The organism is Streptomyces sp. NBC_00286 (genome assembly GCF_036173125.1).
In the GTDB taxonomy this organism is placed as follows: domain Bacteria; phylum Actinomycetota; class Actinomycetes; order Streptomycetales; family Streptomycetaceae; genus Streptomyces.
In genome coordinates this window covers 121,707-138,652 of the sequence record NZ_CP108054.1, presented here as the reverse complement: position 1 = coordinate 138,652, position 16,946 = coordinate 121,707, and the positions used below count along the sequence as shown (strand labels likewise).

General features: G+C 69.1%; 12 protein-coding genes and 1 pseudogene. 8 read left to right on the top strand and 5 right to left on the bottom strand.

The window, feature by feature from the left end; translation table 11 throughout:
* Positions 1 to 28: 28 nt before the first annotated feature.
* Positions 29 to 1,735, top strand: coding sequence for a ThuA domain-containing protein (locus OHT21_RS00720; RefSeq protein WP_328766128.1), 1,707 nt, complete (start codon positions 29 to 31; stop codon positions 1,733 to 1,735).
* Positions 1,736 to 1,889: 154 nt separating this feature from the next.
* Here OHT21_RS00720 and OHT21_RS44575 read toward each other — a convergent pair.
* Positions 1,890 to 2,057: pseudogene (locus OHT21_RS44575) on the bottom strand (PAS domain-containing protein); the annotation flags it as partial.
* Between the two features lie 306 nt (positions 2,058 to 2,363).
* On the opposite strand from OHT21_RS44575, the gene OHT21_RS44570 reads away from it, so the two are divergent.
* Complete coding sequence (locus OHT21_RS44570; protein ID WP_443050302.1) at positions 2,364 to 2,672, top strand: hypothetical protein; 309 nt, start codon at positions 2,364 to 2,366, stop codon at positions 2,670 to 2,672.
* Between the two features lie 106 nt (positions 2,673 to 2,778).
* Positions 2,779 to 5,022 (top strand): glycoside hydrolase family 9 protein, encoded by a 2,244-nt coding sequence (locus OHT21_RS00705; RefSeq protein WP_328766127.1) that lies wholly within the window; start codon positions 2,779 to 2,781, stop codon positions 5,020 to 5,022.
* On the opposite strand, the gene OHT21_RS00700 is transcribed toward OHT21_RS00705, so the two are convergent.
* From OHT21_RS00700 to OHT21_RS00685, 4 genes are all read right to left on the bottom strand, one after another.
* The gene (locus OHT21_RS00700; protein WP_328766125.1) at positions 4,967 to 5,410 is read right to left on the bottom strand and encodes a hypothetical protein; all 444 of its coding nucleotides are present in this window, start codon (positions 5,408 to 5,410) and stop codon (positions 4,967 to 4,969) included. The genes OHT21_RS00705 and OHT21_RS00700 overlap by 56 nt on opposite strands.
* Positions 5,411 to 5,431: 21 nt before the next feature.
* A complete protein-coding gene (locus OHT21_RS00695) occupies positions 5,432 to 5,563 on the bottom strand; it encodes an RICIN domain-containing protein (RefSeq protein ID WP_328766124.1) in 132 nt (43 codons plus the stop codon).
* Positions 5,564 to 5,575: 12 nt separating this feature from the next.
* On the bottom strand, positions 5,576 to 7,057 hold the full coding sequence (locus OHT21_RS00690; RefSeq protein WP_328766122.1) for an arabinofuranosidase catalytic domain-containing protein: 1,482 nt from the start codon (positions 7,055 to 7,057) through the stop codon (positions 5,576 to 5,578).
* 71 nt (positions 7,058 to 7,128) lie between these two features.
* Complete coding sequence (locus OHT21_RS00685) at positions 7,129 to 10,680, bottom strand: ThuA domain-containing protein (RefSeq protein ID WP_328766120.1); 3,552 nt, start codon at positions 10,678 to 10,680, stop codon at positions 7,129 to 7,131.
* A gap of 655 nt (positions 10,681 to 11,335) precedes the next feature.
* Here OHT21_RS00685 and OHT21_RS00680 point away from each other — a divergent pair.
* Genes OHT21_RS00680 through OHT21_RS00660 form a run of 5 tightly spaced genes read left to right on the top strand, consistent with a single transcriptional unit; the run spans position 11,336 to position 16,886 of the window.
* Entirely contained in the window at positions 11,336 to 12,847 is a 1,512-nt protein-coding gene (locus OHT21_RS00680) for a sugar ABC transporter ATP-binding protein (RefSeq protein WP_328766119.1), read from the top strand.
* Positions 12,844 to 13,815, top strand: a complete 972-nt coding sequence (locus OHT21_RS00675; protein WP_328766118.1) for an ABC transporter permease — start codon at positions 12,844 to 12,846, stop codon at positions 13,813 to 13,815. Before OHT21_RS00680 ends, OHT21_RS00675 begins: the two co-directional genes overlap by 4 nt.
* 1 nt (position 13,816) lies before the next feature.
* The gene (locus OHT21_RS00670) at positions 13,817 to 14,788 is read left to right on the top strand and encodes an ABC transporter permease (RefSeq protein ID WP_328766117.1); all 972 of its coding nucleotides are present in this window, start codon (positions 13,817 to 13,819) and stop codon (positions 14,786 to 14,788) included.
* A 39-nt stretch (positions 14,789 to 14,827) separates the two neighbouring features.
* Positions 14,828 to 16,000 carry an ABC transporter substrate-binding protein gene (locus OHT21_RS00665; RefSeq protein ID WP_328766116.1) on the top strand — a complete coding sequence of 391 codons (1,173 nt, stop codon included), beginning with the start codon at positions 14,828 to 14,830 and terminating at the stop codon, positions 15,998 to 16,000.
* A 4-nt stretch (positions 16,001 to 16,004) separates the two neighbouring features.
* A complete protein-coding gene (locus OHT21_RS00660) occupies positions 16,005 to 16,886 on the top strand; it encodes a sugar phosphate isomerase/epimerase family protein (protein ID WP_328766115.1) in 882 nt (293 codons plus the stop codon).
* Positions 16,887 to 16,946 lie beyond the last annotated feature (60 nt).

The following is a 16,946-nucleotide window of genomic DNA, read 5'->3' as shown; positions in this document are numbered from 1 at the left end:
TTCTGTCACCAAGAAGAGAGCGACGGACATGCGCAGACAACCCCGAAGCCTGCTTGGTGGGGCGGCCGCGACACTCGCCGCCCTGGCCCTCGTCGGGCAGCCCAACCCAGTCAATGCCGCGGACACGTCCTACGACGTCCTCGTGTTCTCCAAGACGGCCGGTTTCCGGCACGACTCGATCCCGGCAGGGATCCAGGCCGTCCGCGACCTCGGCGCGGCGAACAGTTTCACGGTGACGGCCACGGAGGACGGCAACCACTTCACCACCAGCAACCTGAGCCGTTACGAGGCGGTGATCTTCCTCAACACCACCGGCGACGTTCTGAACGACGCCCAGCAGTCGGCGTTCCAGTCGTACATCGGATCGGGCGGCGGCTTCGTCGGCGTCCACTCGGCCGCGGACACGGAGTACAACTGGCCGTTCTACGGCGATCTGGTCGGCGCTTACTTCGCCTCGCACCCCGCTGTCCAGCAGGCCAACGTCAAGGTGGAGGGGCGGGCGCACGCGGCGACCGCCCACCTGCCGCAGACATGGACCCGCACCGATGAGTGGTACAACTTCCGGACCAACCCCCGTACCACCGCGCGCGTGCTCACCACGCTGGACGAGTCCTCGTACTCGGGCGGCTCGATGGGCGCCGACCACCCGCACTCCTGGTGCAAGACCTACTCGGAGGGCCGGGCCTTCTACACCGGCGGCGGGCACAGCCAGGCGTCGTACGCGGAGCCGGCGTTCCGGGCGCACCTGCTCGGCGGCATCCGGTACGCGGCAGGCCGGACCAAGGCCGACTGCCGGCCCGAGACCGGCTATACGACCCTATACAACGGCTCGACCACCGGCTGGTCGCAGGCCGGCCCAGGCGGCTTCACCAACTCGGACGCCACCCTCGCCTCGTACGGCGGCCTGGGCATGCTCTGGTACAGCGCCCGGCAGTTCACCAACTACTCGCTGAAGCTGGACTGGAAGATGCCCGGCGACGACAACTCCGGCGTGATCGTGGGCTTCCCACCGTCGAGCGACCCGTCGTCGGCACTGAACAACGGCTACGAGGTCCAGATCGACGCCACCGACGCGCCTGACCGCACGACCGGCTCGATCTACGCCATCAAGGCCCCGGACACGGCTGCCCGGGACGCCGCGCTCAACCCACCGGGCGAGTGGAACACCTTCGAGTTGCTGGTGGAGGGCGAGCGGCTCCAGGTCTGGCTCAACGGCGTGAAGATCAATGACTTCACCAACACCGACCCCGCCCGCTCGCTCGCCGGCCACGTCGGCATCCAGAATCACGGCACGGGGGACGACGTATCGTTCCGCAACGTCCGGATCAAGGAGCTGGGCGGCGGCCAGACACCCGGCGCGGGTCCGGTCGTGGGGCTCGCGGGTAAGTGTCTGGATGTCCGTGGCGGCGGCTCGGCGGACGGGACGGCGGTGCAGATCTCGTCGTGTACGGGCTCGGCGGGGCAGCGGTGGACGGTGACGCCGGGGTCGACGGTCAAGACGTTGGGCAAGTGCCTGGATGTCAGCGGTAACGGCACGGCGGACGGGGCGAAGGTCCAGTTGTGGTCCTGCAACGGTGGCGCCAACCAGAACTGGCAGGCGTACCCGGACGGGTCGCTGCGGAACCCGCAGTCGGGCAAGTGCCTGGACGTGTCGGGCGCCAGCTCGTCGGACGGCACCCTCGTGCACCTGTGGACCTGCCACGGCGGAACCAACCAGAAATGGACCCTGCCCTGAGCTGAAGCCGCACGCTGAAAGGGCCACCTGCCACTGTGCGGTGGCCCTTCCGAGTTGCCAGGCGGCCGTCACGGTGACGCAGTGCGAGCGTCCCGCTCCAGCTGAGGCTGCCCGGCGGGGGCGGCAGAAAGGATCCTCCAGAGGCGAGCAACTCGGCCGCGGGACGACCGACGACTTCCGTGGAGGGCCAGCCCAGCAGGCGTCGTGCCCCCTCGTTCCACTCGACGAGCGAGCCGTCGCCGTCCACGACCGCCCGCGCCGTGGCGGCACCGTCCAGGGCATACGCAGATACATCACCGTGCGTTATCTTGTGGCTCCTCATCGTCGCGAGTTCCATTCCGCCGGACCGAACGGGCTTACGGGTGGATTCAAGCCTCGTGCGTCGCGAGGCCGTACATCCGGGCAGTGACAGGAGTGCTGAAGGGTTTTGCGGCCGGCACCACGAGGAGGGCGACACCGTCGAGTTGGGCGTACTCCGACACCGGCCCGTCGAGCTGTTCCTCGACGCTAAGTCACTCGGGGCAAGGAAGTTCGACGAAGGGGACCGTCGACGGGCGCCCCTGCCTGGAGACCACCGAGGCGACCGGTGGCGACAAGACCTTCACCGACGGCCCTTACCGCAAGAGGGTTGAAGGCACTGGCCCGCAGGAACGGCAGGGTCGTCGCCACCGTCGTCCTGCGTACGGCCGGCGAGCCGCACGCCCTGCGTCCGAAGGCCGACCGCAAGGCCCTCGCGGCGGACCCGCGTTCCCTGGTCTTCGTGACCGCCGAGATCGTCGACGCCCGGGGAGTGGCGGTCCCCGACGCCGAGTACCTGATCTCCTTCGACGTAACGCGGGCCGACCACCAGGGGAGTACCGTCCCGGCGCGCAAGCGGAGTCATCGCTTCGAGGCCCGGACGGAGAAATCGGACACAGAACCAGTCCTGTCCGGGTAGTTGACGGGATGTCAGGTCTCGAACAACATGGCCGATGTAGGCCTCTGGGAGCGCTCCCACGCCATCGGTCACCGCTGTGCGCCCACCTCCCCCGAGGAGCCCAGACGTGAAACGACGCAGAACCACCCTGCTCGCCATAACGGCCCTCCTCGCGGCGGCGCTCACCGCGCTGCCCACCGGCTCGGCCCAGGCCGAGGAGGTCGAACAGGTCAAGAACGGCACCTTCGACACCACCACCGCCCCATGGTGGACGTCCAGCAACGTCACCGCGGGCCTGACCGACGGCCGCCTCTGCGCCGAGGTCCCGGGCGGTACCACCAACCGCTGGGACGCCGCAGTCGGCCAGAACGACATCACCCTCGTCAAGGGCGAGTCGTACCGGTTCAGCTTCTCCGCCTCCGGCACCCCCCAGGGCAAGATCCTGCGGGCGATCGTCGGCCTGTCGGTCGCGCCGTACGACACCTGGTTCGAGGTGAGCCCGCAGCTGAACGTCGCGGGCGACTCGTACTCGTACACCTTCACCTCGCCCGTCGACACCGCCCAGGCTCAGGTCGGCTTCCAACTCGGCGGCAGTGCCGACCCGTTCACCTTCTGCATGGACGAGGTGTCGCTGCTCGGCGGGGTGCCGCCGGAGGTGTACGAGCCCGACACCGGGCCCCGGGTGCGTGTCAACCAGGTCGCCTATCTGCCCGCCGGGCCGAAGAACGCCACCCTGGTCACCGACGCCACGACGAAGCTCCCCTGGCAGCTGAAGAACGCCTCGGGTGCCGTGGTCGCCCACGGCCGCACCACCCCGCGCGGTCTCGACGCCTCCTCCGGGCAGAACGTCCACTCCATCGACTTCGGCTCCTACCGCAAGCGCGGAGCGGGCCTCACACTGGTCGTCGACGGTGAGACCAGCCGACCCTTCGACATCGACGCGAGCGCCTACGAGCGGCTGCGGCTCGACTCGCTGAAGTACTACTACACCCAGCGCAGCGGCATCGGGATCAGCGACGACCTGCGCCCCGGCTACGGCCGCGCAGCCGGCCATCTGAACATCGCCCCCAACAAGGGCGACGACGACGTGCCCTGCCAGCCCGGCGTCTGCGACTACACGCTCGATGTCACCGGCGGCTGGTACGACGCCGGCGATCACGGCAAGTACGTCGTCAACGGCGGTATCTCCACGTGGGAGGTGCTCAGCACCTACGAGCGCGCCCTGTACGCCCGCACCGGGCAGGCCGGGAAGCTGGGCGACGGCTCGCTCGACATCCCGGAGAGCGGCAACAGGGTGCCGGACCTACTGGACGAGGTCCGCTGGGAGCTGGAGTTCCTGCTGAAGATGCAGGTGCCGGACGGGAAGCTGCTCGCCGGCATGGCCCACCACAAGATCCACGACGAGCAGTGGACCGGCCTGCCCCTGATGCCCGGCGACGACCCGCAGAAGCGTGAACTGCACCCGCCGAGCACGGCGGCGACCCTGAACCTGGCGGCCACGGCCGCGCAGGCGGCCCGCCTGTACCGCCCCTACGACCGCGCCTTCGCGGCGAAGACCCTCGACGCGGCGCGGACCGCCTGGGCGGCGGCCCGCCAACACCCCGAGCTCCACGCCTCCGAGAGCGACGGCATCGGCGGCGGCGCCTACGCCGACAACAACGCCACCGACGAGTTCTACTGGGCGGCCGCCCAGCTGTACCTCACCACGGGTGAGAAGGAGTTCGCCGACTTCGTCCTCGACTCGCCCGTGCACACCGCCGACATCTTCAAACCCATCGGCTTCGACTGGGCCAGGACGGCCGCCGCGGGCCGCCTGGACCTGGCGACCGTGCCGAACAGGCTGCCCGGCCGCGACAAGATCCGCCAGTCCGTGATCAAGGGCGCCGACCGCTACCTGGCCACGCTCAAGGCACACCCGTACGGCATGCCGTACGCCCCCGACAACAACCTCTACGACTGGGGCTCCAACCACCAGATCCTCAACAACGCTGTCGTCATCGCCACGGCGTACGACATCACCGGGGCGTCGAAGTACCGCGAAGGCGCGCTGCAGAGCATGGACTACATCTTCGGCCGCAACGCCCTGAACATCTCCTACGTGACGGGCTACGGCGAGGTCGACGCCCGCAACCAACACAGCCGCTGGTACGCCCACCAGCTCGACCCGGACCTCCCGAACCCGCCCGCCGGCACGCTCGCCGGAGGACCGAACTCGAGCATCCAGGACCCCTACGCACAGAGCAAACTCCAGGGCTGCGTCGGTCAGTTCTGCTACATCGACGACATCCAGTCCTGGTCGACCAACGAACACACGATCAACTGGAACGCGGCGCTGGCACGGATGGCGTCGTTCGTGGCGGACCAGATCTGACTCCGCCGTCCGCTCCCGTGCGGCCGACGCCCTCGCGAAGGGCGTCGGCCGCACTGCTTCGGTACCGCATCGCCACACGCCATCGCTCCGATCCCGCAGCATCGCATTCGGCGACCGCCCGGCGCCCCTCCTCTTCGCCTTCGCCCGGGGCGCCGCCCGCGACGTGGGCTCGGGCGAGCCACGCGAGCGCCCGGCCGGCATCGAAGGCGTCCTGGATGTCGAGCAGCGTCGTACGCGCGGCGCTCAGGGTCTCGATCGCCTCGGCAGGGCGGTGGAGTTCGAGCTGGGCCTGACCGAGGCAGACGTCGGTGATCGCCACGGCCCGCGTGTACGTGAGCCGGTCGGTCTCGGACTCGCTCGTGCGGCCGAGCTCGATGCGCAGTGTCACGTACCGCCTTCACTCGTGCGCCTATGCCCGCGTCCAGCGCTGGTTGGCGCCGTCGTGGCAGCTCCACACGATGACCGCGGAGCCGTTGGCGGTGCTTGCGCCGTTGACATCCGGGCACAACCCGTTCTGACCGTTGCGGATTGTGCCGTCCATGGATGTAGCGACTCAGCGGTAGCCGGCGGCGACGATGTTGGCTTGTACCGCGTTCTCGGTTGCGTCGGACGGGTATCCGGACACCATCGCGCCCTCGTAGAAGGTGCCGGCGCTGAGGTTCGCGCCGCCGCCGGGCTTGCAGCAGTCACCACCGCTGCCGAGGATGATGGCGCCCTGCTTCTTCATGGGGCTGTAGCCGGGCGGAAGCGCGCCGTCCCAGAGCGTGGTCAGGCTTCCGGTCTGGCCGTTGCCACCCTTGAGCGCGAAACGGCTCGTCCCGTTGTTCTTCAACATCGCTGTCACGAACTTGCTGGTGAAGGCCCTCTGGTTCGTGTTCCAGCTCTGACTGCCACCGGAGTAGAGCCCCCATTCGAGGTCGGCCTGGACCCATGGGCCGTTGCCGACGCACCCGCCGAACCAGCACTGGGTGCTGAAATTGATCGCGTCCATCGCCCCGGCCGCGTCGGCCGCTCGGGTCGTCTCACTGTTGCCGTAGTCGAAGCAGCAGCCACCGTTGACATGGGTGCCGCTGGTCACCATGTACATGCCTTCGGGGGCGCTGCCGGTCGGCACGCCGGTCAGGTGGCCGTCCCGCCAGTAGCTGTTGCCGGGGTTGATGTAGAGCGAGTAGGCCTTGCTGCCGCCGACCGCCAGCGACTCCGACGTCGCGATCGCCGGGCGGCTCTGGTTGGAGCCGGGAACCACACTCGATCCCTGGTACCACAGGTCGTTCCCGCGTCCGGACTGGTCGTAGATGACGGTGATGACACAGGTGGTCCCCGCGCAGAACGAGTCCTGCGCCGTCGCGTCGGCGGTGCCACCCGCGCTCAGGACGCCGATGTTCCGGGTCGTGCTGTCGGACGAGCGCCGGACCTGGTAGAGGTTGCCGTTGTAGGTGCCGTAGAGCGCTCGTACGGTGCTGTGGGCGGCGATGCAGGGGGTGCTGCCTGAGGCGTAGATGTCGCACGTGCCCGCGCCGCCTGGCACCGGCGGGGTCGGCGAGTTCCACTGCTGGTTGGTGCCGCTGTGGCAGGACCAGAGGGTGGTCCTGGTGCCGTTGGCGGTGCCGCCGGCGTTGGCGTCGAGGCACAGTCCGGACTGGACGCCGGTGATGGTGCCGTTGGGGTTGACGTTCCACTGTTGGTTGTTCTGGCCGTTGCAGTCCCAGATGATGACCGGGGTGCCGTTGGTGGTGCCGCGTCCGCTGGCGTCGAGGCACTTGTCGCCGTGGACGGTCAGTTGTTTGCCGGCGGTGTAGGTCCAGGTCTGGCCGGCTGCGCCGGTGCAGTCCCAGAGTTGGGTCTGGGTGCCGTTGGTGGTGCTGGAGCCGGGGACGGTCAGGCAGCGGCCGGACTGCGCGCCCACGATGGGGGCGCTCTGCCCGGGCTCGATCGGTGCCGCCACCGCGGTGGCGCCGACGGCGACAAGCGCCAGGGCGGTGCCCAGCGCAGACAGCCGTCCGTACCGGCGGGGCCGAGGTATCCGAAACACCATGGTGGTTCCTCACCTGTTCGTAGGGAGGGATGCCCGGCGCGCAACCGCGCCGGGCATCCCGTTCGGACGGGTTATACGGCGGTGAACCGCCACTGTTGGTTGGTGCCGCTGTGGCAGCTCCATTGCAGGAGTCGTGCGCCGTCGGCCGTCGAGCCGCCGTTGACGTCGACGCACAGTCCACTGGGGAGGCTTTTCACCGTGTACACGCCCACCGTGGTGGTCGGTGTGACGAGGAACTTCTGCGGGTTGCCGTTGTCGCAGGTGGACTGCTGAAGGAACGCGCCCTCGGCGGTGGACCCGCCCGTGACGGCGAGGCACTTGTCGCTGTGCACCGCCTTCAGGTGGACGGCTCCGCCACCGGCGTCGACGGCCTGCCACTTCTGGTTGTTGCCGTCGGTGGCCGGCCACTGGACGATCTGGGCGCCGTCAGCGGTCGAGGCGCCGTTGACGTCCATGAATTTGCCGCTGTGCTGCGCTGCGACCGTCCAGGTCCGACCGGCCACGCCGCCACCGCCGCCGCCCGGTTCGCCGACCCCGTTGCCGCCGAAGGTGAGCGAGTCGAGGTCGAACCAGTTGTTCGAGGTGCCCTTGAACACCAGGTAGAGCCGGTGCGAGCCGGCGAGATCGGCAGTGTTCACCGCCGGCGTGGACTGGTAGTTGTTCCAGCCGCCGGTGCTGGGCACCGGTGTCGTGGCCAGGAGTGTGCCGGTCGGGGAGTCGGCGCGCAGTTCGATCGATCCGCCTCCGCTCGGCGACGACAGGCGGTAGCTCACGCTCGTGATGCCCGACAGGCTCATCGGGTCGAACGCGATCCAGTCGTTGTCGGAGATGTTGCCGACCCGCTTGCCGCTCTCCGCGCTGGCCTGCTCGACGACCTGCACACCCGACTGGTCCGTGTAGAACTCGGCCTGCTTGTGCTTGGGCTGGAGGATCGCTTGGGCGTAGCCGGTGAGCGGGTTCGCACCGCCGGGGCCGCCGTCGTCGGTGTAGCGGGCGTTGAGGACGTAGTACAGGTTGGCGCCGTCGGGGTGCCCGCCCAGCAGCGTCGTGTCGATGGTGCCCGAGCACCCCGGATGGTCCGTGGTCTCGTGCTGGTGGTCGTCGTGGCCGAGGGCGGGGTTGACGAACACCTTGGCGCAGTCGATGGGCGCGCCGCCGGGGTCCGAGACGGACACCTTGTACGGGACGCGGTCGCCGAAGTCCAGCATGCCGCCGTTGGACGGAATCGTGAGGGTGACGATCGGTGCGGTGTTGCCCACGGTGATCGGCACGTTGGCGAAGGCTGTCTTGCCGGTGTTGTCGGTGACCTTGAGCTGGGCGGTGTAGTTGCCGTTGGCGGTGTAGGTGTGTGACGGGTTGGCCGCCGTGGACGTGGTGCCGTCGCCGAACGTCCAGTGGTAGCTGAGCGTGTTACCGGGATCCGGGTCCGTGGACCCCGCGCTGCTAAACTGCACGTTCAGTGGCGCGTCCCCGTTGGTGGGCGTTCCGGTGGCTTTGGCGATCGGCGACCGTCCGCCGTGGTTGTAGTCGATGCGGTAGAGCCCCGAGTCGTTGTTGCCACCGCCGAAGTTGTTGCCCCATTCGAGCAGGTACAGCGAGCCGTCGGGCCCGAACTCCATGTCCATCGGCTTGAGGAACTTGGCGGCGGGCATGAAGGGGTTGGTCCGGGTGACCGCGGTCGCGGAGTCGAAGTGGACCTCCTTGACGGTGTGGCGCGACCACTCGTAGAAGAAGTGGACGCCGTCGTAGTAGGGCGGGAACTTCGTCTCGGACGGATTCGCGGCGTCGTAGCGGTAGACCGGTCCACCCATCGGCCCCGAGCCGCCGGAGCCGAGTTCGGGGAAGTTCGGTGAGACGCCGTAGCCATACCACATGTTCGGCGCGACGATCGGCTTGAGGCTGGTCAAACCGGTGTTGTTCGGCGAGTTGTTGACCGGCGCGTTGCAGTTGAACTTGGCGCCGACGGCGCCTGTGCTCGGGTTGTAGGGCGCGTAGGCCTGGTTGTCGCCGTGGCAGAACGGCCAGCCGTAATTGCCCGGGGCCTTGATGACATTGAGCTCGACGAGCCCTTCGGGGCCGCGGTTGGTCGCGGGCGGGTTCCGGTCCGGGCCGTAGTCGGCGAGGTAGACCCACCCGTTGTCCGGGTCGATCGAGAAGCGGAACGGGTTGCGGAAGCCCATCGCGTAGATCTCCGGCCGGGTCTTGGCTGTCCCTTGCGGGTAGAGGTTGCCGGCCGGGATGGTGTAGCCGCCGTCGGCCGACGGCCGGATGCGCAGGAGCTTGCCACGCAGGTCGTTGGTGTTGCCGGCGGTGCGGGCGGCGTCGAGGTTGGCCTTGCCCGGCCGCCAGTCCAGCGGGGCGTAGCCCTGCCAGTTGGAGTCGAGGTTCGGTGGGACGTCGTCCCCGGTGCCGATGTAGAGGTTCTTGTCGGGGCCGAACTCGATGTAACCGCCCGTGTGCCCGGGCTCGGCGAACGTGCGGTCCCGGGTCGCGGGGATGTCGATGATCGTCACCTGGCTCGACATGTTCAGGGTGTCGCCGGTGAGCGTGAACCGGGAGACCCGGTTGATGTCGGTCGGGACTCCGGCCGGGGAGTGATACAGGTACACGTAGCCGTTGCTGGCGAAGTCGGGGTCGAGCGCCAGTCCGGTGAGGCCGTCCTCGCCGCCGGTGTAGACGCTGAGCGTGCCGGCTGTCACGGTTCTGTTTGTGGTCGGTTTGAAGATCTTCAGCTGCCCGGCCCGCTGGACGTAGAGCACCCGCCCGTCCGGGGCGACCGCGAGGGCCATCGGGTCTGCGGTGTTGTCGTCGAGGGTGCGCTTCTCGAAGTTGCTCCACACGGTGCCGCCGCAGTCGCCGGGCTCCTTGCCGGCCGCCCACTTGACGCCCCCGAGGACGTGGTTGCGGAATTGGGTCTCGCTGTACGCCGCGCTGGTGTGCCCCATGGCGGTGGCCCACACGCGGCCGCCGCCGCTGTTGCGGCACCAGGAGATGGGGTGGTCCGGCCCCATGGCGCGGGGGCCCGGATTGTACGTGCGCTCGTCCGCGGTGACCAGTACATGGACGTCGCCGCGGGGGTTGCGGTCGAAGTTGTACCACTCCTCGCTGCGGTTCCAACGGTCCGGCAGGCCGGCCGTCGACGGGTGCTTCTTGTCCGCGACGATGGCGGTGCCGGACAGCACGCCGGGGGAGTGCTCCGGCATGTGTGCGCCGCCGTTGATGGTCTGGTCCCACCACGGGTACTCGTTCTCGATGCCCATGTCTGTGGCGTTGTGGATCGCGACGATGCCCTTGCCGCTGGCGAGGTAGCCCTCCACCGCCTGACGTTGGGCCGCCGTGTTCCACACCATTCCCGAGGTCTGGAACATGATGAGCACGTCGAAGGTGGCGAGGTTTGCCGGGGTGAAAACGCTCGAGTCCTCGCTATGGACCAACTCGAAGTTGTTGGCCGCCGCCTGCTCCCGAAACATCGCGAGACCGGCCGGGATCGAATCGTGCCGGTAGCCGGCCGTCTCCGTGAAGACCAGGGCTCGGAAGGCCGGCGCCGCTGACGCCGGTTGGGCGATGACGAGCGACAGGAGCACGCTCGCGATCGCCCCGAAGATTAATATGATGCGACGCATGCCGTCTCCTATTTCGGCGGAGCAACGATGGCATGACCACGGGCACGCGTCGGCCGCACCTCCGATGCGCCAGAGTGCCTGAGCGCGTCGTAGGCACGCGTGTGCCGTCAGCTCGTCATCCCGTCCGCCGTGACGGGCAGTCAAGTACCTACGGAATACAGGGGCGTCACTCCAGATGCGACCGTCTCCCGTGGTCTGGCGGCCAGCATGCAGCGGCGTATTGCAACAGTCAATATGGCTCGGGTGCGGCCGGTTCCATAACACTTTTTGCGCATCAATCGTCGTGGTTTGGCGCGCGACTGTCGTCGAGCCGATTCCATAACACGTTTTGCGCATCAGTCGTCATGATTTGGCGCGCGACCGCGGACGGGCCGATTCCATAACAGGTTTTGGCGTATCAATCCCTTTCGGCTGATCGCCGGCCCACATTGAGCAGTTCGAACGGCGAACGTCCTACTGTGATGTCCGGTGGTATTGCCAGGCGCTCATCGAGGCATTTACCCTCGGGGCCGCGATGTCGCCATCGCGTCCGGCGAAAGTTCGCGGCTATTCGACGACAGCTCGCGGGCGGGAGCTGTCATTCCATGCCGGCCGTACCAGATTCAGCTATCGGTGACTCAATCCTGCTGACGACGCGAATGTAGAGGGTCCCACGATGTCTGGCCTGCTGCCGTCGCCGCTGCTCGCTCTGCGAGGCATCGGCAAGTCGTTCCTCGGCGTGCGGGTGCTCGATGGCGTCGACCTCCAGGTCCGGCCGGGCGAGGTGCACGCGGTCGTCGGCGAGAACGGCGCCGGCAAGTCCACGCTCATGAAGGTGGTGTCCGGCGTCTACCAGCCCGACGAGGGAACGGTTGAGTTCGCCGGCGCACCGCGGACGTTCCGCAGCCCGCGTGAGGCCCAACAGGCCGGTATCGGCATCGTCTACCAGGAGCTGACCCTGCTGCCCGAGCGCACCGTCGCGGAGAACGTCTGGCTGGGCCGCGAGCCCCTGCGCCGCGGGCTCGTCGACCGTAGGGCGATGCTCAGCCACACCGCGGGGCTCCTCGCCTCGATCGGGGAGGGCTCGTTACCGCCCGACACGCGCGTGGGACGACTCGGCGTGGCGCAACAACAGGTGGTCGAGATCGTCAAGGCGCTCGCCCTCAACGCGCGGCTGCTCATCATGGATGAGCCCACCGCGGCGCTCGCCGACCACGAAGTCGACCAGCTCTACGCGCTCGTACGGCGGCTGCAGGAGCAGGGGATGGGCGTGCTGTACGTGTCGCACCGCCTCAAGGAGGTCTTCGACCTGTCCAGCCGGATCACCGTGCTCAAGGACGGCCGGGCGGTGGCCACCTTGGACACCGCGGACACCAGCGCCGATCAGCTGGTGCGCCACATGGTCGGCCGCGAGCTGTCGAGCTACTACCCCGACCCGGCGAAGCCGCAGGAGCTGGGCCCGGTGCGGCTGACCGTCCGGGGCGGAGGCAACCGGAAGCTGCGCGGCATCGACCTGCGGCTGCGCGCCGGCGAGGTGCTCGGCGTCGGCGGCCTGCAGGGCTCCGGCCGGTCGGCGTTGGCCCGCGCACTGTTCGGCGCCGCACCGTTCACCACCGGCCAGGTGACCGTCGACGGAGCGCCGGTCCGGCTGCGCTCGCCCCGCGCCGCGATGCGGGCCGGTATCGCCTACGTCTCCGAGGACCGCAAGGGCGAGGGGATCGTCGCCGAGCAGTCGGTGCTCGACAACGCGCTGCTGGCCGGCCGCGCCGTCCGCCCGGGCCGGATCGGCCGCGGTGCCCGGACCGCGCGGGTCCGGGAGCTGCTCGCGGCCGTTGAGCTTCGCGCCGCGGGGGAGGACCAGGAGATCCGTTTCCTGTCCGGGGGCAACCAGCAGAAGGTCGTGCTGGCCAGGTGGCTCGCGCTCGCCCCGAGGATCCTGCTCTTCGACGAGCCGACCCGGGGCATCGACGTGGGCGCCAAGTCGGCGATCCACGATCTCGTCCGCCGGCTGGCCCGCGACGGCGCCGCCGTGCTGATGGTCTCGTCCGAGCTGCCCGAGCTGCTCGGCATGAGCGACCGGATCATCGTCATGCGCGACGGCCGGATAACCGGCGAGCTACCCCCCGGCGCGACAGAGGAGGCCGTCGTCGCCCTGGCGGTCGGCACCGCGCGGGAGGCGGCCGGATGAGCGGCGCGCTGTCCCTGCCGGACCGGCGGACCCCGCCCGGCGTGTTCGTCGCCCTGGTCCTCACCCTGGCGATCGGCTGGCTCATCGTCACGGTCGACGGCGGCCGGCTGTTCAGCCAGCCGACGACGGTGAGCCTGCTGCACGTCGCCGCCGGTCTGGGCCTCGTCGCGGTCGGCCAGACGCTGGTCATCATCGGGGGCTCGCTGGACCTGTCCGTGGCGTACGTGGTCAGCCTGAGCACCCTCGTCGCCGCCGAGACCATGGCCGGTGACGACGGTGCGCTGGTGCCGGCGATCGGCCTGACGCTCGCCGTCAGCGCCACGATCGGCCTCGTCAACGGCCTGCTCGTCACCACAGCGCGGATCAACCCCTTCATCGCGACCGTCGGCGTCGGACTGCTGCTGAAGGGATACCTCGACAACGGATACGACGGCCCGGCCGGCAAGACCGCACCCGCCCTGGTGCAGGGCCTGGGGTACCAGCGCATCGGCCCGGTGCCGCTGTCGTTCCTGCTGCTGCTCGCCGTCGCCGCCGCGGCCTGGTTCGTGCTGGCGCGCACCCGCTTCGGCCACCACCTGATCGCCGTGGGCGGTGACCCGGAGGTCGCCCGGCTCTCCGGCGTGCGGGGCAGCCGGGTCCTCGTCACCGCCCATGTGCTGTGCGCCCTCTGCGCCGGCCTCGCCGGGGTCTACCTCGCCAGTCGGCTCGGCGCCGGCGCACCGAGGGTGGGCACCGAGGGACTGTACGACCTGGAGTCGATCGCCGCGGTGGTGCTCGGCGGCACCGCCCTGGCCGGCGGGCGCGGCGGCGTCGTCGGCACGGTCGGCGGCGTGCTGCTGCTCGCGAGCATCGACGCCATCTTCAACCAGCTCGAGGTCGACGTGTTCTTCAAGCAGGTGATCCGTGGCGTGATCATCATCGCGGCGGTCGCCGTCTACGCCCGCCGGGCGATGCGAAAGGCGTCCTAGCATGCAGATCGCGCGCCCCCTGCGGCTCCTCACGTTCCGCTCCGGCGGTCTCGCACCGATCATCGTGATCCTGGCGGTGCTGGTGGTTCTGCTGACCGCCCGCCAACCGGACTTCCTCTCGCCGCCGTCGCTGATGTCGTTCCTCGGCCGCTCCGCGCCGGTCGTCCTGCTCGCCGCCGGCCAGTACTTCGTGATCGTCTCCGGCGAGTTGGACCTGTCCGTCGGCTCTCTGGTCACCGCGCAGGTGGTCATCGCCGCCCGGCTGATCGACGGCGATCCGTCGGCCGGCTGGCCTGTCGTCGTGCTCCTGCTCGCGTTCGGCATCGCCGTCGGCCTGGTCAACGGCCTCGTCACCACGCGGCTGCGGGTGCCGTCGTTCATCACGACCCTCGGGATGTTCCTGATCCTCGTCGGTGCCGTGTACCTGTGGTCCAACGGCGCCCCGAAGGGCGGCCTCTCCGAGGAGTTCCGCCGGCTCGGTCGGTCGGCTTTCGAGGACGTGCCCGCGCTGGGCCGGATACCGTACGCCCTGGTCATCCTGCTGGCGGCGGCCGCTCTGGCGCTGGTGCTGACGCGTTCGGACTTCGGCCGCACCCTGGTCGCCGTCGGCGGCAACCCGCGGACCGCCGAGCTGAGCGGCGTGCGCGTGTGGCGCGCCAAGACCATGGCGTTCGTCCTCAGCGGACTCGCCGCCACGCTCGCGGCGGTCCTGATCGGCGGGTACAGCGGAGTGTCGTTCCAGGCCGGTGCCGGCCTTGAGTTCGGCGCGATCACCGCGGCGGTCCTCGGCGGTGTCGCTCTGGGCGGGGGCCGCGGTTCGGTCGTCGGCGCGATGCTCGGCGCGCTGACCCTCGAGACGCTCTTCACGCTCATGAACTTCTACGGCGTCTCCGGCGCCCTCAAACCGACCGTCCAGGGCGCGATCATTCTGTTCGCCGTGGCGGCGGCGTCCTTCCGTTTCCCGTCCAGATAAATTTCCCGTCCAGATAAAGGGGATTCAGTGAGGCATTCCATGACGGTGCTGGCCGTGAGCGCCTTACTGGTGCTGGCCGGCTGCTCCACCGACGAGCCCACCACCGGCGCATCGGGTTCGCCCTCCGCAAGCAGCGGGTCGGGCACGGGGGAGCAGTCGAAGTTCTTCGTGCAGGCCGATTACGACAAGCAGCTCGCGCTCCTGGACGCCGCGCCCACCGGGCCGGCCGGCAAGCCCTGGGAGCAGGCGCTCAACCCGGCGATGGTGGAGACCGCGAAGTTCAAGAAGCCCGGACCGTACAAGATCTGCTTCTCCAACGCGGGGCTGAACAACCCCTGGCGCCAGGTCGGTTTCAAGACCATGCGGGCCGAGGTCGACACGCACCGCGGCCGCATCTCCGAGTTCGTCCACGTCGATGCCGAAGGCAAGGACCAGAAGCAGATCGCCGACATCAACGACCTGCTCGGCAAGGGCTGCGACGCGCTCATCGTCTCGCCCAACACCACCGCGACGCTCACCCCGGCCGTGGAGGCCGCCTGCCAGAAGGGCCTGCCGGTCATCGTCTTCGACCGCGGCGTCGACACGACCTGCCCGGTGACGTTCATCAACCCGATCGGCGGCTACGGATTCGGCCACGTCGCGGCGGAGTTCGTCACCCGGAAGATGAAGCGGGGCGGCAAGGTGCTCGCGCTGCGCATCCTGCCCGGCGTCGACGTGCTGGAGACCCGCTGGTCCGCGGCGAAGCTCGCCTTCGACAAGGCGGGCGTCGACGTCGTCGGCGTCGAATTCACCGACGGCGACCCGGCCAAGACCAAGAAGATCGTCAACGACTACATCCAGCGGTACGGCACGATCGACGGCGTCTGGATGGACGCCGGGGCGGTCGCGGGCGCGGCGGTCGAGGCGTTCGAGGACGCCGGCAAGCCCGTGCCGCCGATCAACGGCGAGGACCAGCTCGACTTCCTGAAGCTGTGGAAGGACAAGAAGCTCACGGCGATCGCCCCGACCTACCCGACCTACCAGTGGCGCACCCCGATCATCGCCGCACTGAAGATCCTCGACGGCGAGCAGGTGCCGAACCCGTGGAAGCTGCCACAGCCGACCATCACCCAGGACAACCTGGACAGTTACGTCGACCCCACCATGCCGCCGCTGCACTACGCGATGTGCGGCTGCACCGACCTGCCCGGTTACCCGAAGCGCTGGAAGTAGTCCGGTGTACACCATCGGTGTCAACCCGTGGGTCTGGGCCTCGCCGGTCGACGACGAGGCCATGGCCGAGCTGGTGCCGCGGATCGCCGCGTTCGGTTTCGACGCGGTCGAGCTGCCGATCGAGCAACCCGGCGACTGGGACCCGGCCCGCACCCGGGACCTGCTGTCGGCGTACGGCCTGCGCGCGGTCGGAGTCTGTGCGGTCACCTCGCCCGGACGTGACCTGGTGAACGCCCCGCCGGAGGCCGTCGCCTCCACCGTGGCGTACCTGAAGACATGTGTGGACAGTGCGGTGGCCGTCGGCGCGCCCTGCGTCGGCGGCCCGGTCTACGCCGCGGTGGGGCGGACCTGGCGCATGTCACCGTCTGAGCGCGCGGCCTGCTACGCGGACGTCCGCCGCGCCCTGCGGCCAGTGGCCGACTACGCGGGGGAGCGGGGCGTGAGCATCGGTGTGGAGGCCCTCAACCGCTATGAGACGAGCGTCGTCAACACGGTCGAGCAGGCGGTGGAGCTGATCGACGGCCTGCCTGCGAACGTCGGTCTCATGATCGACACCTATCACATGAACATCGAGGAGGCCGACCCCTACGAGGCGCTCGTCACGGCTGGTCCGCACATCAAGCACGTCCAGGTCAGCGGCACCGACCGCGGCACCCCGGGCGGCGACCACTTCGACTGGCCACGCTTCCTCGCCGGCCTGGCCACGACCGGCTACGGCGGCGCGGTGTGCATCGAGTCGTTCACCGCGCAGAACGAGGCCATCGCCACCGCGGCCTCGATCTGGCGGCCGCTCGCCCCGTCGCAGGACACCCTCGCCCGTGACGGGCTGTCCTACATCCGAACCGTCCTCCGCGGACTGGAGAACGCTCCCCCGCACACCGAGTAGCCCGGTCGCGCCGTCATTCTCTTCCGCCCGGGCACCGCCATAAGGAGAAAACGTGTTCAC

Coding starts and splice junctions, on each gene's coding strand:
- OHT21_RS00680 (WP_328766119.1), top strand. CDS start 11,336: ATGTCTGGCCTGCTGCCGTCGCCGCTGCTCGCTCTGCGAGGCATCGGC.
- OHT21_RS00690 (WP_328766122.1), bottom strand. CDS start 7,057: ATGGTGTTTCGGATACCTCGGCCCCGCCGGTACGGACGGCTGTCTGCG.
- OHT21_RS00695 (WP_328766124.1), bottom strand. CDS start 5,563: ATGGACGGCACAATCCGCAACGGTCAGAACGGGTTGTGCCCGGATGTC.
- OHT21_RS00685 (WP_328766120.1), bottom strand. CDS start 10,680: ATGCGTCGCATCATATTAATCTTCGGGGCGATCGCGAGCGTGCTCCTG.
- OHT21_RS00720 (WP_328766128.1), top strand. CDS start 29: ATGCGCAGACAACCCCGAAGCCTGCTTGGTGGGGCGGCCGCGACACTC.
- OHT21_RS00670 (WP_328766117.1), top strand. CDS start 13,817: ATGCAGATCGCGCGCCCCCTGCGGCTCCTCACGTTCCGCTCCGGCGGT.
- OHT21_RS00675 (WP_328766118.1), top strand. CDS start 12,844: ATGAGCGGCGCGCTGTCCCTGCCGGACCGGCGGACCCCGCCCGGCGTG.
- OHT21_RS00665 (WP_328766116.1), top strand. CDS start 14,828: ATGACGGTGCTGGCCGTGAGCGCCTTACTGGTGCTGGCCGGCTGCTCC.